Origin of the sequence: Paraburkholderia podalyriae (assembly GCF_014397785.1) — a bacterium.
Lineage (GTDB): Bacteria > Pseudomonadota > Gammaproteobacteria > Burkholderiales > Burkholderiaceae > Paraburkholderia > Paraburkholderia podalyriae.
The window spans coordinates 18,319-33,533 of the sequence record NZ_VZQQ01000012.1 but is presented as its reverse complement, the minus strand read 5'-3'; the positions used below and the strand labels follow the sequence as shown (position 1 = coordinate 33,533).

At 65.1% G+C, this 15,215-nt stretch carries 14 protein-coding genes and 1 other RNA gene; 2 read left to right on the top strand and 13 right to left on the bottom strand.

The genetic code is table 11. From position 1 onward, the window contains the following. Window positions 1-14 precede the first annotated feature (14 nt). From F6X42_RS16160 to surE, 5 genes are read right to left on the bottom strand one after another with little or no spacing between them, the layout of a single operon-like run. Window positions 15-791: a 3'-5' exonuclease gene (locus tag F6X42_RS16160; protein WP_187635184.1), complete on the bottom strand. Its 777-nt coding sequence runs from the start codon at window positions 789-791 to the stop codon at window positions 15-17. 3 nt (window positions 792-794) lie between these two features. Continuing rightward, window positions 795-1,883 (bottom strand): RNA polymerase sigma factor RpoS, encoded by a 1,089-nt coding sequence (gene rpoS / locus F6X42_RS16155; RefSeq protein WP_187635183.1) that lies wholly within the window; start codon window positions 1,881-1,883, stop codon window positions 795-797. Window positions 1,884-1,894: 11 nt separating this feature from the next. Continuing rightward, on the bottom strand, window positions 1,895-2,830 hold the full coding sequence (locus F6X42_RS16150) for a peptidoglycan DD-metalloendopeptidase family protein (RefSeq protein ID WP_187635182.1): 936 nt from the start codon (window positions 2,828-2,830) through the stop codon (window positions 1,895-1,897). A 5-nt stretch (window positions 2,831-2,835) separates the two neighbouring features. Then, window positions 2,836-4,047 (bottom strand): protein-L-isoaspartate(D-aspartate) O-methyltransferase, encoded by a 1,212-nt coding sequence (locus tag F6X42_RS16145; protein ID WP_187635181.1) that lies wholly within the window; start codon window positions 4,045-4,047, stop codon window positions 2,836-2,838. Further along, complete coding sequence (gene surE, locus F6X42_RS16140; RefSeq protein ID WP_187635180.1) at window positions 4,044-4,802, bottom strand: 5'/3'-nucleotidase SurE; 759 nt, start codon at window positions 4,800-4,802, stop codon at window positions 4,044-4,046. Before surE ends, F6X42_RS16145 begins: the two co-directional genes overlap by 4 nt. A 245-nt stretch (window positions 4,803-5,047) precedes the next feature. Between surE and F6X42_RS16135 the strand changes: the two genes are divergently transcribed. Next, window positions 5,048-6,022: an NADPH:quinone oxidoreductase family protein gene (locus tag F6X42_RS16135; RefSeq protein WP_187635179.1), complete on the top strand. Its 975-nt coding sequence runs from the start codon at window positions 5,048-5,050 to the stop codon at window positions 6,020-6,022. Between the two features lie 11 nt (window positions 6,023-6,033). On the opposite strand, the gene F6X42_RS16130 is transcribed toward F6X42_RS16135, so the two are convergent. The 8 genes from F6X42_RS16130 to ffs form a co-directional block, all read right to left on the bottom strand. Beyond that, window positions 6,034-6,858 (bottom strand): ABC transporter permease, encoded by an 825-nt coding sequence (locus tag F6X42_RS16130; RefSeq protein ID WP_187635178.1) that lies wholly within the window; start codon window positions 6,856-6,858, stop codon window positions 6,034-6,036. A 72-nt stretch (window positions 6,859-6,930) separates the two neighbouring features. Further along, window positions 6,931-7,743 carry an ABC transporter ATP-binding protein gene (locus F6X42_RS16125; RefSeq protein ID WP_187635177.1) on the bottom strand — a complete coding sequence of 271 codons (813 nt, stop codon included), beginning with the start codon at window positions 7,741-7,743 and terminating at the stop codon, window positions 6,931-6,933. Between the two features lie 121 nt (window positions 7,744-7,864). Next, a complete protein-coding gene (locus F6X42_RS16120; protein WP_187635176.1) occupies window positions 7,865-8,902 on the bottom strand; it encodes an ABC transporter substrate-binding protein in 1,038 nt (345 codons plus the stop codon). A gap of 89 nt (window positions 8,903-8,991) precedes the next feature. After that, entirely contained in the window at window positions 8,992-10,233 is a 1,242-nt protein-coding gene (locus F6X42_RS16115; RefSeq protein ID WP_187635175.1) for a CaiB/BaiF CoA transferase family protein, read from the bottom strand. 74 nt (window positions 10,234-10,307) lie between these two features. Then, window positions 10,308-10,904: a recombination mediator RecR gene (gene recR / locus F6X42_RS16110; RefSeq protein WP_018418135.1), complete on the bottom strand. Its 597-nt coding sequence runs from the start codon at window positions 10,902-10,904 to the stop codon at window positions 10,308-10,310. A gap of 228 nt (window positions 10,905-11,132) precedes the next feature. Continuing rightward, window positions 11,133-11,459 carry a YbaB/EbfC family nucleoid-associated protein gene (locus F6X42_RS16105; protein WP_027197578.1) on the bottom strand — a complete coding sequence of 109 codons (327 nt, stop codon included), beginning with the start codon at window positions 11,457-11,459 and terminating at the stop codon, window positions 11,133-11,135. Window positions 11,460-11,532: 73 nt separating this feature from the next. Continuing rightward, on the bottom strand, window positions 11,533-14,094 hold the full coding sequence (locus F6X42_RS16100; protein ID WP_187635174.1) for a DNA polymerase III subunit gamma/tau: 2,562 nt from the start codon (window positions 14,092-14,094) through the stop codon (window positions 11,533-11,535). Between the two features lie 179 nt (window positions 14,095-14,273). Next, window positions 14,274-14,372, bottom strand: an RNA gene (gene ffs / locus F6X42_RS16095) — signal recognition particle sRNA small type. Between the two features lie 483 nt (window positions 14,373-14,855). On the opposite strand from ffs, the gene trxA reads away from it, so the two are divergent. Next, window positions 14,856-15,182 (top strand): thioredoxin TrxA, encoded by a 327-nt coding sequence (trxA, locus tag F6X42_RS16090; protein ID WP_013089343.1) that lies wholly within the window; start codon window positions 14,856-14,858, stop codon window positions 15,180-15,182. Window positions 15,183-15,215 lie beyond the last annotated feature (33 nt).

Sequence of the window (15,215 nt, the reverse complement as noted above, 5' to 3'; positions counted from 1 at the left end):
TTGCTCGCGCGAGCTTACTGCTCGAACGCCGCCAGATACTCGGCCCACTGCGGCGCCGCTTCCAGAGCGAGCGCGTTCTTCACGAGGTTGATCTCGTCGGCATATTCCGACGGCGAAAAGCCGCCGCGCATCAACTGGAAGCGGCAATACAGCAGGTATGTGTTGACCACATCGGTCTCGCAGTAATTGCGGATTTCCTCGATGCGCCCTTGCTGGAACGCCTGCCAGACCTGGCTGCCGTCCATGCCCATCTTGCCCGGAAAGCCGCACATCTTCGCGAGCGCGTCGAGCGGCGCATTGGCGCGCGCCTGGTACATCGCGAGCACGTCCATCAGGTCGGTGTGGCGCGCGTGGTAGCGGCTGATGTAGTTGTTCCACTTGAACTCGCGATCGTCCTCGCCGAGATCCCAGAACCGATAGGCCGGGATGCCGTTGACGAGTGCGCGATAGTTGAGCACCGGCAGATCGAAACCACCGCCGTTCCAGGACACGAGTTGCGGCGTGTACTTCTCGATCACGCGATAAAACGACTGCACGAGCGTCGCCTCGCCGTCCTCGGGCGTGCCGAGCGAGCGCACGCGAAAACCGTTGTTGTCGCGGAACACGCAGGAAATCGCCGCGACCCGTTGCAGGTGATGCGGCAGAAAATCGCTGCCGGTTTTTTCGCGGCGCGCGGCGAACGCGTGCTCGGCGACGTCGGCGTCGCTCATCGACGCGGGCAAATCTTCAAGACGGCGGATGCCGGCGACATCGGGAATCGTCTCGATGTCGAAAACAAGAATCGGTGTCATCAGTCAGAGAACGGCGTCTTTGCGGACACCGTTTGAGGCGAAGAAGCGCTTGAGTCGCACCAGCGCTTCCTGTTGGATCTGGCGCACACGCTCGCGCGTGAGGCCCATTTCGTCGGCCAGCTCCTCGAGCGTGGCGGGCTCGATGTGGTTCAGACCGAAGCGCCGCTCGATCACATGGCGGTGCTTGTCCGACAAGCGCGCGAGCCAGGCGCGCGTCAGCGTTTCAAGCTCGCGATGCTGCACCTCGGCGTCTGGCGACTGGCTCTGGTCGTCCGACAGCAGATCGAGCAGACTGCTGGCCGGATCGAGGTCGAGCGGCGCGTCAAGCGACGCGGTGTGCTCGTTCAGCGCGAGGATGTCGGTGACTTCGTCGGTGGTCTTGCCGGTCAGGTAGGCGATGTCGTCGATGCTCGCGTCCCGGCGCTCGGCCGCCTCGCCGGAATTCATCGAGTTCTTTTCCAGATGACGCTTCGCGCGCAACACCTGGTTGAGCTCACGAATCACATGCACGGGTAATCGCACGGTGCGCGCCTGGTTCATGATCGCGCGCTCGATGCTCTGGCGGATCCACCACGTCGCGTAAGTCGAAAAACGGAAGCCGCGCGTCGGATCGAATTTTTCGATTGCGTGCATCAGGCCGAGATTGCCCTCTTCGATCAGATCGAGCAGCGGCACGCCGCGATTCAGATAACCCTTGGCAATGCTGACGACCAGCCGCAGATTACGTTCGATCATCACCTGCCGCGCTTCGAACTCGCCGGCCTTGGCAAGGCGCGAATATTTCTGCTCTTCCTCGACGGTGAGCAGCGGCTTTACGCTGATGCGATTCAGATAATGCTGGATCGTGTCGGCCGTGAGTTCGGCCTGCAGTAGTGCGCGGAAATCGTCGGCGTCGGGCGGCGCCTCGCCGGTGGTTTCGCGCGCGTCAGCGCTCTCGCTGTCGTCGAGACCGCTCTGGCGTTCGTCGAGATCGCGCTCCTCGACGGTCTCTTCTTCCACTTCCGAAGCGCCGCTTTCGTCCACTGCAGCGGACGTGGCTTCGCTGATCGTCTCAGACTCGGCTTGCGGCGGGCGGCGCTTCGATTTCGGCATGGTCGTATCGCTTATTGCGGCGGCAAATACTTCAGTGGGTCGACTGGTTTACCCTGTCGGCGAACTTCGAAATGCAACATCACGCGGTCGGAATCGCTATTGCCCATCTCAGCGATCTTCTGCCCCTTCGTTACCGCGTCCCCCTCTTTTACCATCAAAGCGCGGTTGTGTGCATACGCGGTGAGATAAGTTGCATCATGCTTGATGATAATGAGATTGCCGTAGCCACGCAGCCCATTTCCGGCATAGACGACGCGACCATCCGCTGAAGCTTTGACCGGCTCGCCCACCGAGCCGCCGATATTGACGCCCTTGTTGGTCGAGTCGTTAAACGTGTTGAGCAGCGGACCACGCGCCGGCCATGCAAATGCTACGTTGCCCGTGGCGGCGCTGCCGGTGTCGGCGCTCGCCGCAGAGGGATTGGCTGGAGGCGCAGCGAGCGTACCGTTCGTCGCGCCGCCGTACAGCGGCGGCATCGCAGCGCCGACCGCGGCCGGCGCGTTGTTGTTCAGCGGTGCGCTTTGCACCGCGCCGGTGCTGCCGATCGGCGCGGTCGACACGCCCGGCGTCATGGCCGCGGTATTCGCGCCCGGCGGCACGACGCGCAGCAACTGGTCGACTTCGATCTGATTCGGGTTGGTCAGGTTGTTCCACGTCGAGATGTCGCGGTAATTCTGGCCGTTTTCGAGCGCAATGCGGTACAGCGTATCGCCCGGCTTCACGCGATAGTAGCCGGGCGGCGGCGGCCCGAGCGGCACGGCCGGTTGCGCCCCGCCCTGCGCCGTGGCGAGCGTGCCGGCGCCGGAGCGGTCGACGACGGGCGCCTGGTCGAGCCGGGATGCGCAGGCCGTCATCAACAGGGACAAGGCGAGCACGCACACGCTGCGCTGGGTTACGGTCATGGGGGTATTCGGGGTGGTTCTCTGCATCGCGCGCAACATACTCATCGGTGTCAAATCACTCCGGATTTTAAGGGTACAAAGAAAACGCGATCAAGCCGCGACTCGCGCCATTGCGCGGGCCCGAGGCGCTCGACCAGCGTCAGCACCTGGCTCTGTCCTTCCTGTGAGCCGACCGGCGCAACCAGACGTCCGCCGATCGCAAGCTGCTCGAGCAACGCCTGCGGCACGTCGAGTCCGGCAGCCGCGATCACGATTGCGTCGAACGGCGCCGCCGACGGCAAACCGAGCCGCCCGTCGCCGTAATGCAGCCGGATATTCGGAATGCGCAGCGGACGCAGATTCGTCTTAGCGCGCTCGGACAGCGGCTTGATACGTTCGATCGAATAAACCTCACGCGCGACCTGGCTCAGCACCGCCGCCTGATAGCCGCAACCGGTGCCGATTTCGAGCACGGTGTTCAGCGCGCGCCCGGCGGCCGCGAGCTCGATCATTCGCGCGACCACCGACGGCTTCGAGATGGTCTGGTGATGACCGATCGGCAGCGCGGCATCTTCGTACGCCTGGACCGCGAGACCCGGATCGACGAACATGTGGCGCGGCACCGCCGCCATCGCGTTCAGCACACGCTGATCGCTCACCCCATTGGCTCGAAGGCGTTCGACCATGCGTTCGCGAACCCGTTCCGAAGTCAGCGCCGGCGCGTTGTTCATCGCGCCGCTGCTTGCGCCAGCGAATGCGCCACTCATCGCGCCGGCCAGTGCGACGTTCGGCGCGCCTTTCGCGGTTTGCTGCGCTTGCGACTGAAGTGGTGATGGCGTCCCGCGCGCGCTATGGCCTCGCGCATGCGTCGAGGTTTTGCCCGGCTTGACCGACGACTTCGGCGCTTGCTTGACAGGCTGCCCCGCCAATGCACCAGCCAACGTGTTCGCCATTGTCTTCGCGACTGGCGCGGCCTGCGGCTTCGGCGGCATCGCACTGGGCGCGGCCGTGGCCGAGCTCAACGATGCGCTTTGCGTCTTCACCTGGGGAATCACCTGGGTTCGCGTCGCCGGCGCAGGTTGCGCGGCAGTGGAGGTCCTCGCTTGCGCTCGTGCGCCCGCGCCGCCCTGCGTCGGTTTCGCCGACTGCTGCCGCGCATTCAACGCCGCGCTCGCCGCGAGCGCCGCCGCGCGCATCTCACCCGGACGTCCCTCGGGCCGGCGCGGTTCGCGGACCAGGTCCTCGAGACCCAGCGGAAAGCGCTTCGCGCGCTCGCCGGTCATGAAGTGCCGCTGCCGGCGCGCAGCCAGTCGCGCGCCGCGGGCAGCATTTGCGTATAGGTCAGATCGAGCTGCAGCGGCGTGATCGACACGGCGCCGTTGGCCACCGCATGGAAGTCCGTGCCTTCGCTCGCGTCGCGCGCCTGGCCCGAGGGGCCGATCCAGTAGATCGGCTCGCCGCGTGGATTGGTTTGGCGGATCACCGGCTGTGATGGATGACGTTTGCCGAGACGCGTGATCTGCCAGCCGCTCAGCTCGTCGTACGGCAGGTTGGGAATATTGACGTTCAACAGCGGATGCCCGGGCAACGGTCGTTCGAGATAATGCGCGACGATTTCGGCGGCGACACGCGCCGCGTCTTCGAGATGGGCCCAGTCTTTGTCGACGAGCGAAAACGCGATGGCCGGCACGCCGAACATGACGCCTTCGGTGGCGGCCGCGACGGTGCCGGAATACAGTGTGTCGTCGCCCATGTTCTGGCCGTTGTTGATGCCCGATACGACGAGATCCGGCTTATGGTCGAGCATGCCGGTCAGCGCGATGTGCACCGAGTCGGTCGGCGTGCCGTTCACGTAGTAGAAACCGTTCGCCGAACGCAGGACCGACAGCGGCCGCCACAGCGTCAGGGAATTCGACGCGGCGCTACAGTTCTGTTCGGGAGCCATCACGGTGACGTCGGCGATCGGCTTCAGCGCTTCGTAAAGCGCGGCGAGGCCCGGCGCCAGATAACCGTCGTCGTTGCTGAGTAGGATTCGCATGCGCCGATTGTAACCGAGGAAAGATGGCACGCGAACGACATGGCGGATGTGTCCGGGTGGCAGGCACGAGCGTCGTGCGAGCCGATGTTTTTCAGGCGCGCGAATGCTGGCGTCGAACGCAAGGGATGCTGCTTCGTATTGAACCCGACGCTGTGCAGGCGGGCTGAATCGGCAGTAAATCGCACGATCGTGCGCTTTGCTTTACACTCGAAAACGTTGCGAACCCTGAACGATATGGAGACACGATGCGCGCAATTCGCTGCAAGCAGTACGGGCCGCCCGAGAGCCTGGTCGTCGACGACCTGCCGGATCTCGAACCGCCGCCTGGCCACGTCGTGATCGACGTGAAGGCCGCGGCCGTCAATTTTCCCGACGTGCTGATCATCGAGAACAAGTACCAGTTCAAGCCGCCGCTGCCGTTCACGCCGGGCTCGGAAGCCGCGGGCATCGTGCGCGCGGTGGGCGAAGGCGTCACGCAGTTCAGGCCGGGCTCGCGCGTCGCCGCGTTCACGGGCTCGGGCGGTTTCGCCGAGCAGGCGCTCGCGCCCGCCGCGGCCTGCGTGCCGCTCGACGACGACGTGGGGTTCGAACTCGCGGCCGCGTTCACGCTCGCGTACGGCACCTCGCATCACGCGGTGGTCGATCGCGGCGCGCTACAGCCTGGCGAGACGATGCTCGTGCTCGGTGCGGCCGGCGGCGTCGGGCTCGCAGCGGTCGAAATCGGCAAGGCGCTCGGCGCGCGCGTGATCGCGGCGGCATCTAGCGATGAAAAGCTCGCGACCTGCGTGAAGCACGGCGCGGACGCGACGATCAACTACCGCACCGAGGATTTGCGCGAGCGCATCAAGGCGCTCACCGATGGCAAAGGCCCGGACGTGATCTACGATCCGGTCGGCGGCATCTATGCGGAACCGGCGTTTCGCAGCATCGGCTGGAGGGGGCGTTATCTGGTGGTCGGCTTTGCGAACGGCGAGATCCCAAAGCTGCCGCTGAACCTGATGTTGCTCAAGGGCGCAAGCGTGGTCGGCGTGTTCTGGGGCGACTTCGCGAAGCGTGAGCCGCAGCGCAATCACGCCGCCTTCGAGCAGATGACCGGCTGGATTCGCGAAGGCAAGCTCAAGCCCTACGTGTCCGCCCGCTATTCGCTCGACGACACCGGCCGCGCGTTGCGCGACATGGTCGAGCGTCGCGTGATCGGCAAGGTGGTGATCACGCCTTGATGCAGCATCGCTCACAGCTTCTCGGTATCTCCGGCGCGCGGCTGCCACTTCATCAAGCGCCGCTCCGCCGTCCCGACGATCGCATCGAGAACCAGAGCGAATGCGGTCAACACCAGAATCCCCGCGAACACGGTGTTGATATCGAAGGTGCCTTCGGCTTGCAGGATCAGATAGCCGACACCGCGCGCCGAGCCGAGATACTCGCCCACCACCGAGCCGACGAACGCGAGCCCCACCGACGTATGCAGGCTCGAAAACACCCAGCTCATCGCGCTCGGCAGATAAACGAAGCGCAGCAGCTGTTTGCGGTTCGCGCCGAGCATGCGCGCATTCGCGAGCACGAGGGGGCTCACTTCCTTCACGCCCTGATAGACGTTGAAGAACACGATGAAAAATACCAGCGTGACGCCGAGCGCGACCTTCGACCAGATGCCGAGGCCGAACCACACGCCGAAGATCGGCGCGAGAATCACGCGCGGCATCGAATTCGCGGCCTTCACGTACGGATCGAATAGCGCGCTCGCGGTCGGCGCTAGCGCGAGCCACAGGCCGACGCCGAGCCCGATCGCGGTGCCGAGCACGAACGCGAGCACGGTCTCGACCAACGTGATCCACAGATGCAGATAGATCTCGCCTCCCGTGAACCATTCCCAGATCCGCTGCAGTACTTTCTGCGGCTCGCCGAAGAAAAACGCCGCCTTGTTCGGATCGTCGAAATAGAACGGCGGCAAAAGCGTCGGGCTCGTCAGCACGTACCACAGCACGAAGGACAGTACGAGCAGCAGCCACTGCCAGATCGCCAGATTCGCCCGGCTTGGGCGCAACGTCTTCCACATGACTTGGTTCGCCTTGGACGATTATTGAACACGCCTTCTCTTTCAATGCGCATGCAGGGATGCGCGGCACACTTAAACCGCGGTCAGTTGCTGCTGATACCCCTTGAGCACTTCATCGCGCAGCACACCCCAGATCTGCGCGTGCAATTCGACGAAGCGCGGATGCGAGCGGATTTCGGCGACATCGCGCGGCCGCGGCAGATCGATCCGGAACTCGCCGATCGGATGCGTGGCGGGACCGGCCGACAGCACCACCACGCGATCCGACATCGCGATCGCTTCGTCGAGATCGTGCGTGATGAACAGCACCGCCTTGCGCTTCGCGGCCCATAGATCGAGCAGTTCGTTTTCCATCAGCTGCCGCGTTTGAATATCCAGCGCGGAAAACGGCTCGTCCATCAGAATGATGTCGGGATCGAGTATCAGCGTTTGCGCCAGCGCGACACGCTTGCGCATGCCGCCAGACAGTTGATGCGGATAGCGGTCGCCGAAGCCGCCGAGACCGACGCGCTTTAACCATTCTTCGGCCTTCGCGCGCGCTTGCGAGGCCGGCACGCCGTGAAACGACAGGCCGGCCATCACGTTGTCGAGCGCCGAGCGCCACGGCATCAGCGCATCGGCCTGGAACATATAGCCCGCGCGGCGATTCAGCCCGCCGAGCTTTTCGCCGAACACGCTGACCGCGCCCGCCGACGGCTGCAGCAACCCCGCGCCGATGTTCAGTAGCGTGGACTTACCGCAGCCGGTCGGCCCGACTACCGACACGAACTCGCCCGGCTCGATACGCAGCGTCGTGTCCTTGACCGCCGTGTAGCGCTGCTCGCGACTATCGCGCGCGGCGAACGTGCAGGTGATGTTTTCGAGCGCCAGGGCAGCAACGGTCATCTTACGGCTCGCTTCGGGGAATCGGGTTTGCGGGGTCGCGGCGACGCTTGGCGGCGGCGTGAACGCGGCGAATCGCGCTGTCCACGTGCTGTTCGATATGCCTACGCGCGCGCCGCTTCGTTTACGCCTTGACGGTCGTCAGCGCCTTCTTCACGAAGTCGTTGGTCCACGTCTTCGACAGATCAATCTGCGCGTTCTGGATCATCGGATCGAACGCCTTCAGCGTCTTCAGCGACGTCGCGGGACCGTCGGCGGGCATCAGGCCGTCGGGCGACATCGCTTCGCGCACGTGCTGCCACGCGTCGAGATAGAGCGCGCGGTCCCCGAGCAGATAGCTCTCCGGCACCGTGTTGATCAGTTCGCTGCCGCTCGCGTTCTGCAGCCACTTGAGCGCGCGCACCATCGCATTGGTCAGCGCCTGCGTGGTGTTCGGGTTCTTCGTGATGAACGACTGCGACGCGTACAGGCAGCCCGCCGGCATGTCGCCGCCGAACACGGTGTGCGTATCGGCGAGCGTGCGGGTATCCGACACGACGCGCACGTCGCCTGCGCGCTCGAGGCGCGTGACGACCGGATCGAGATTGGCGATCGCGTCGACCTGCCCGGACTGCAGCGCGGCGATCGCGCCGGCACCCGCGCCCACGCCGATGAACGCGACGTCCTTCGGACTGAGCCCCGCTTTCGCGAGCACGAAGCTCGCCATGATCGACGTCGACGAACCCGGCGCAGTCACGCCGATCTTCCTGCCCTTCAGATCGGCGATCGACTTGTAGTTCGGCATCGTCTTCTTCGACACCGCGAGCACGATCTGCGGCGCGCGGCCCTGCAACACGAATTCGCGGAACATCTGCTTTTGCGCCTGCAACAGCAGTGTGTGTTCGAACGCGCCGGAGACCACGTCCGCGCTACCGCCGACTGCCGCCTTCAGCGCCTGCGAGCCACCCGCGAAGTCGGAAATCTCGACTTCGAGCCCCTCGTCCTTGAAGTAGCTGCGGCGCTCGGCGATCGTCAGCGGCAGGTAGTAGAACAGGTTCTTGCCGCCCACCGCGATCGCCACCCTGGTGGTCTCGGGTTTGCCCTGCGCGAAAGCGAACGGCGTGGCCGCGAGCGAGGCGCCCGCGAGCGCCGCCCCGCCGGCAAGGAAAGTTCTGCGTTGCATGGTCCGTTGTCTCCAGATTTTTCGTCGTGCGGCTTTTGACCGCCCGTGTGCGCTTTACGCGCTTTTCTCTATGCGTTGCGCTGTGCGCATCAAACGATCTGTTGCACCCGCAACCTCGCGATGCCGTCAGCATCATAACCTAGCGATTGCAGGACTTCATCGGTATGTTCACCCAGTTCCGGCCCCAGCCAGCGGGTCTCGCCGGGCGTCGCCGACAGCTTCGGCGTGACCGCCGGCAGCGTGATTTCATTGCCGTCCTGCCACTTGAACCGCTGGATCATCTGCCGCGCGATGAACTGCGGATCGGTGAACATGTCGGCGACGCTGTAGATGCGGCCCACCGGTACATCGGCCGCGTTCAGCACCGCGAGCGCTTCGTCGATCGTGCGCGAGGACAGCCAGGCGGCGATCGCGGCGTCGATTTCCTGCGTGCGCGGCACGCGGCCATCGTTATGCGCGAGCGCCGGATCGTTCGCCAGATCGTCGCGTTCGATCGCGATCATCAGGCGCCTGAAGATCGGATCGCTGTTGCCGCCGATCACGATGCTGCCGTCGCGGCACGGATACGTGTTCGACGGCACGATGCCCGGCAGCGACGCGCCGGTACGTTCGCGCACCATGCCGTAGACGCCGTATTCGGGCACCACGCTTTCCATCATGTTGAAGACGGCCTCGTATAGCGCGACGTCGACGACCTGCCCCTTGCCGCCGTTCACCTGCTTGTGGTGCAACGCCATCAGCGCGCCGATCACGCCGTGCAGCGCGGCGATCGAATCGCCGATCGAAATGCCGATACGCGGCGGCGGCAGCTCCGGGTAGCCGGTGATGTGGCGCAGACCGCCCATCGACTCGGCGATCGCGCCGAAGCCGGGCCGGTCGCGATACGGACCCGTCTGGCCGTAGCCCGACAGACGCACCATCACGAGGCCAGGGTTCTCGGCGGACAGCACGTCGTAGCCGAGCCCGAGCTTTTCGAGCAGCCCAGGCCGGAAATTCTCGACGACGATATCAGCCTCTTTCGCGAGGCGCCGCACGATCTCCTTGCCCTCTTCGGCTTTCAGGTTGATCGTGACGGACTTCTTGTTGCGCGCCTGCACGGCCCACCACAGCGACGTACCACCGACTTCCGGATACAGCTTGCGCCATTTGCGCAGCGGGTCGCCGCCTTTGGGGTCTTCTATCTTGATGACCTCGGCACCGAATTCGCCGAGAAAACGCGCGGCGAACGGCCCGGCGATAAGCGTGCCGAGTTCCAGCACCTTGACACCGGCGAGCGGGCCGCGCGCGTCATGCGGTGCGGCGCTCGCGGCTGATTCGGGGGTGGCGCTCATGAGTCTCCTTTGTCGGCCAGAGATGGCGACGCGTGCCTGGATGGGTACTGCGGCCGCCAACGATAGCCGCGTGGCTACATCGAACGACGGTCGAGCATCGCGCGAGCGATCGTGCCTGCGTCGACATATTCGAGTTCGCCGCCCACCGGCACCCCGCGCGCGAGGCGCGTGACGGCGAGCCCACGCGCCTTCAGCGTCTGCCCGAGGTAATGCGCGGTGGCTTCGCCTTCGTTGGTGAAATTGGTAGCCAGCACGACTTCCTTGACGACGCCATCCGACGCGCGCTTGACGAGCCGGTCGAAATGGATTTCCTTCGGGCCGATGCCGTCCAGCGGACTCAACCGCCCCATCAGCACGAAATAGAGGCCGCGATAGGTCATCGTCTGTTCGAGCATGATCTGGTCGGCCGGCGTCTCGACGACGCATAGCAGCGACGGATCGCGCTCTTCATCGAGGCAGACCTCGCAGATCTGCGCTTCGGTAAACGTATTGCACTTTTCGCAGTGACGCAGATGCTCGGTCGCGAACAGCAGCGAGCGGCCGAGCTTTTCGGCGCCTTCGCGATCGTGCTGCATCAGGTGATACGCCATGCGTTGCGCGGACTTCGGCCCGACACCGGGCAGCGCGCGCAGCGCTTCGACGAGCGCCGACAGGGCGGAAGGTTGTTTCATGCGGATCGGCGTCGACGTGAGTGGTGCTCGGGTGGGCGAATTCGGATGCGGGGGCGGTGCTCGAACCGGGCCGCGCTTGCGCGCCCCGACGGCGGCGCTTTCACGCGCGGCTGTACTGTCGGTGATTGCAGCCTGCGCGCGGCGCGCGGCCAGCGAGCGCTTGCGCTCGCACCGCGGCGATCACCGCCGCGGCGCTCGCCCGCTTCAGCCCGCTTCAACAGCGGCGGCTTAGAACGGCAGCTTGAAGCCCGGCGGCAGCGGCAGGCCGGCGGTCATGCCACCCATCTTTTCCTGCGCGGTCGCCTCGGCCTTGCGCACGGCGTCATTGAACGCGGCGGCGACGAGATCTTCCAGCATGTCCTTGTCGTCGGCGAGCAGGCTCGGGTCGATCGACACGCGACGCACGTCGTTCTTGCAGGTCATCGTCACCTTGACGAGACCGGCACCCGACTGCCCCTCTACCTCGATCAGCGCGAGTTGCTCCTGCATCTTCTTCATGTTTTCCTGCATCTGCTGGGCTTGCTTCATCAGCCCGGCGAGTTGGCCTTTCATCATGGACGTGCTCCTTCTAGACAGTGTGGAATCTGGTTTTCCGGCGCCGCGCTGCGGCGCCGCCGCGAACGATGGATCAGTGGGCCGGCGACGCGCCGTTCGGCGCGGCGTCCGGGATAATCGGGCGGATCGAGCCCGGCACGATGCTCGCGCCGAACTCGCGAATCAGCGACTGCACGAACGGATCGGCGCTAATCTCGCGCTCCGCTTCCTGCTGGCGCTGCGCGCGCAGCTTCGCGTCGTGCGCGGCGGCGGTACGGCGCGCCGGGCCGACGTCGACCTGCACGTCGACGTTCCGGCCGAGCCGCTCGACGAGCGCTGACTTCAGTTTAGCGACCTGCGACGCTTCCGCGTATTGCGGCACCGGCACGTTCAGCTTCAGCGTGCTGCCCTCGAGCGCCATCAGTTCGCTGTTGAACGCAAGCTGGTACGAGATGCCCTTCAGCGGCAGATCGACGGCGAGCGCGGGCCAGTCGCCGGTGAAACCAAGCGGATCGAGCGGCACGGCTGGCGGCAGCGGCCGCGTATCGACGATTGGCGCGGGCGTGGCGCCCTGCGCGGCCGGGCCGTCCATACGGACGTCGTCGGGGCCGCGGTCGAACACCGGCACGAAGTCGTCGTCGGGCGGAATGAAGTAGGCATCGTCCGCGGCCGATAGCGGCACGTAGTCGTCGGGCGGCATGTCGTCCCAGGGTGGGCTCGACGGGCTGTTCTGTTGCGCGTTGCTGCTGGCGCCGCTGTTTGCGTTGGCGGTAGGCGCGGCGGGGTCGTGCGACACCCTGCGTGGCGCGGTAGGCACCGGTACCGGCACGATCACGCGCGGCGCCACGGGTTTCGGTGCGGCCGGCTTCGGTGCGGCCGGCTTCGGCGTGGCGGGCGCGGCAGGCTTCGCGGCCGCGCCGGTATTTGCGCGGCCACGGTCGGACGATACCTTCATGCCGGCGTTGCGCAGAACGTCGAGCGCGGCGCTGGCCCCGGCCGCGCGGCGCGGAGCGGGATCGGCTGCGGCCGGCTCCGCCGCCGCTGAAGCGGGCGTCGCCAATTCCTGGCGCGGCTCCAGCTCTGATGACGAGACGTCCTCCGCGCGCGCGAGTGCGGCAGTTGCAAGCGCGCTCGGTGCGGACGCAGGTTCGGTGTCGGAGACTTCGTTCGAGACCGGCGTGGTCGAACCGCCGATCGTGGCGCCGTCGTTCTCGGGCGCGTCTTCCCACGGCGCCAACGGGCGTGCCGTGGCGGCGGGCGACACGACTTTCGTGCGCGCGGCTTCGGCATCGAGCGATGGCGGCGCTACTTTATCTTGCGCGGCGTGGGCTGCGGACTTCGCGATCGGCTTTGCATCCTGCGCGGTGGTTGTCAGCGCATCGCCATGGTCGTCACCGGCAACGCCAGCCTGCGGTCCACCAGCCGGTGCCGCGGCGGCCATGGGCGTTGCAGACGACGGCGACGGCGCGCGCAGTGCCGCAACCGTCGGTGCACCGGAGCGCTTTGCACCGGCGCTGGCCGCGCCGGTCTGCGTGCCGGCGGCTCCCGCCGCTCCACCACCGCCGCCCGTCGGCGCCGGCTCGAACGCGAGCATGCGCAGCAGCGTCATCGTGAAGCCCGCGTATTCGTCGGGTGCGAGGCCGAGTTCGCTTCGGCCGATCGTCGCGATCTGATAGAACAGCTGCACCTGCTCGGCGCTCAACGCGTCGGCGAAGCGGCGCAGATCGGCGGCCTCCGGCCATTCCTCGAGCACCGACGAAGGCGCGATCTGCGCCCACGCGATCCGGTGCAGCAGGCTCGCCAGATCCTGCAGCGCCGTCGAGAACGACAGGCTGCGCAACGCCATCTCGTCGGCGACAGACAACACCGCCACGCCGTCGCCTTGCGCGAGCGCGTCCAGCAATCGGATCAGATAGCTTTGGTCGAGTGCGCCGAGCATGCCGCGCACCGCGTCTTCGCTGACCTGATTCGCCGAATAGGCGATCGCCTGATCGGTCAGCGACAGCGCGTCGCGCATCGAACCGTCGGCCGCGCGCGCGAGCAGGCGCAGCGCCTGCGCCTCGTGCGGCACGCCCTCTTCGTCGAGAATGCGTTCGAGATGCGACACGATATGGCCGGCCGGCATCTGCTTCAGATTGAACTGCAGACAGCGCGACAACACGGTGACCGGAATCTTCTGCGGGTCGGTCGTCGCGAGGATGAACTTGACGTGCGGCGGCGGCTCTTCGAGCGTCTTCAGCATCGCGTTGAACGCGTGGTTCGTCAGCATATGCACTTCGTCGATCATGTAGACCTTGAAGCGTGCATCGACGGGCGCGTACACCGCGCGCTCGAGCAGCGCGGCCATTTCATCGACGCCGCGATTACTCGCCGCGTCCATCTCGACGTAATCGACAAAGCGCCCTTCGTCGATCTCGCGGCACGCACGGCACACACCGCACGGCGTCGACGTCACACCGGTCTCGCAATTGAGCGCCTTCGCGAAGATGCGCGACAGCGTGGTCTTGCCAACACCGCGCGTACCTGTAAACAAATAGGCGTGGTGCAGACGGCCGCCGTCGAGCGCATGGGTGAGCGCGCGCACCACGTGCTCTTGTCCGACGAGCGAAGCGAAATCCTTCGGCCGCCATTTGCGTGCGAGAACTTGATAGGTCATCCGGAAATTGTATCAGTAACAATGGCGCGCAAAACCATTCGGGAAGACGTGCGAAAGCACGACGCGGCGGGGACGACGCTCGATCCGAACATGGCGCACGATCAATGCGGAAGCTGGGAATGACTGAAGAGAACTGCGGGGAATCCGTGAAAACGGCCGCGAAGAAAACAGCAAAGGAGGGTGACGAGCCTGACCCTCGGCACTGGTGGAAAACGGCTGTGGCTGCTTCGTTCCCGACCTGACCAGGTTGACCATCCCTCCATGCGAGGAGGCCCGTCACGAAAGATTCTATCATTGCCGCGCGCATTGTGCGACTGTTGTGCCGAGCAAAACGAACGACGCGCCGGTTCGAACGGCTCCTCGCCTTTTATGCGCGCATCATGCGCGCCGGCAACGCCCGCCACATAGTGCACTTGAGTTCACCGCGCCCGCTACCATCTAGATTGCAACGCGGTATCCGGCAACCGTCGAAACCCGCTGACGCTGTTGGGGCGGCCCATTAGCCCCACTGCCCTAACGAGTACTATCGCCATCGGCAACGCATAGCGAATTAAGCTACACTGCCAGTTGGAAGACCCGCAAACTTGGATCTTTCCGCGTATTCGTGAAAACCCGGCGCTTTTTTCAGACGGTTTTTCTGATTTTCACTAGCAAGCGCGGCAAGGCTCTGGATGCGGCAAGGCGAACTGAAATTTTCCCGGTTTTTGACGTATCGTGGCGAGCAATTCAGGCGGGCCTCGAACCGATAGAGGTATTCATAAATGAGCGAACAAATCAAGCATATTAGCGACGCATCGTTCGAACAGGACGTCGTGAAATCCGATAAACCCGTGCTGCTCGATTTCTGGGCCGAATGGTGCGGTCCGTGCAAGATGATCGCGCCGATCCTCGACGAAGTCGCCAAGGATTACGCGGATCGCCTGCAAGTGGCGAAGATCAATGTCGACGAGCATCAGTCCACGCCGGTCAAATTCGGCGTGCGCGGCATCCCCACGCTGATCCTGTTCAAGAACGGCGCCGTCGCCGCTCAGAAGGTCGGTGCTCTGTCGAAGTCGCAACTCACCGCGTTCCTCGACGGCAACCTGTAAAGCAGTAGCACGCCGCGGCGCTCCAAGCGTGTT

What these genes read in the sequence shown, in the direction of transcription:
- rpoS (WP_187635183.1), bottom strand. Translation starts at nt 1,883, where the DNA reads ATGCCGAAATCGAAGCGCCGCCCGCCGCAAGCCGAGTCTGAGACGATC.
- F6X42_RS16100 (WP_187635174.1), bottom strand. Translation starts at nt 14,094, where the DNA reads ATGACCTATCAAGTTCTCGCACGCAAATGGCGGCCGAAGGATTTCGCT.
- trxA (WP_013089343.1), top strand. Translation starts at nt 14,856, where the DNA reads ATGAGCGAACAAATCAAGCATATTAGCGACGCATCGTTCGAACAGGAC.
- F6X42_RS16135 (WP_187635179.1), top strand. Translation starts at nt 5,048, where the DNA reads ATGCGCGCAATTCGCTGCAAGCAGTACGGGCCGCCCGAGAGCCTGGTC.
- F6X42_RS16145 (WP_187635181.1), bottom strand. Translation starts at nt 4,047, where the DNA reads ATGACCGGCGAGCGCGCGAAGCGCTTTCCGCTGGGTCTCGAGGACCTG.
- surE (WP_187635180.1), bottom strand. Translation starts at nt 4,802, where the DNA reads ATGCGAATCCTACTCAGCAACGACGACGGTTATCTGGCGCCGGGCCTC.
- F6X42_RS16105 (WP_027197578.1), bottom strand. Translation starts at nt 11,459, where the DNA reads ATGATGAAAGGCCAACTCGCCGGGCTGATGAAGCAAGCCCAGCAGATG.
- F6X42_RS16150 (WP_187635182.1), bottom strand. Translation starts at nt 2,830, where the DNA reads ATGAGTATGTTGCGCGCGATGCAGAGAACCACCCCGAATACCCCCATG.
- F6X42_RS16125 (WP_187635177.1), bottom strand. Translation starts at nt 7,743, where the DNA reads ATGACCGTTGCTGCCCTGGCGCTCGAAAACATCACCTGCACGTTCGCC.
- F6X42_RS16160 (WP_187635184.1), bottom strand. Translation starts at nt 791, where the DNA reads ATGACACCGATTCTTGTTTTCGACATCGAGACGATTCCCGATGTCGCC.
- F6X42_RS16120 (WP_187635176.1), bottom strand. Translation starts at nt 8,902, where the DNA reads ATGCAACGCAGAACTTTCCTTGCCGGCGGGGCGGCGCTCGCGGGCGCC.
- F6X42_RS16115 (WP_187635175.1), bottom strand. Translation starts at nt 10,233, where the DNA reads ATGAGCGCCACCCCCGAATCAGCCGCGAGCGCCGCACCGCATGACGCG.
- F6X42_RS16130 (WP_187635178.1), bottom strand. Translation starts at nt 6,858, where the DNA reads ATGTGGAAGACGTTGCGCCCAAGCCGGGCGAATCTGGCGATCTGGCAG.
- recR (WP_018418135.1), bottom strand. Translation starts at nt 10,904, where the DNA reads ATGAAACAACCTTCCGCCCTGTCGGCGCTCGTCGAAGCGCTGCGCGCG.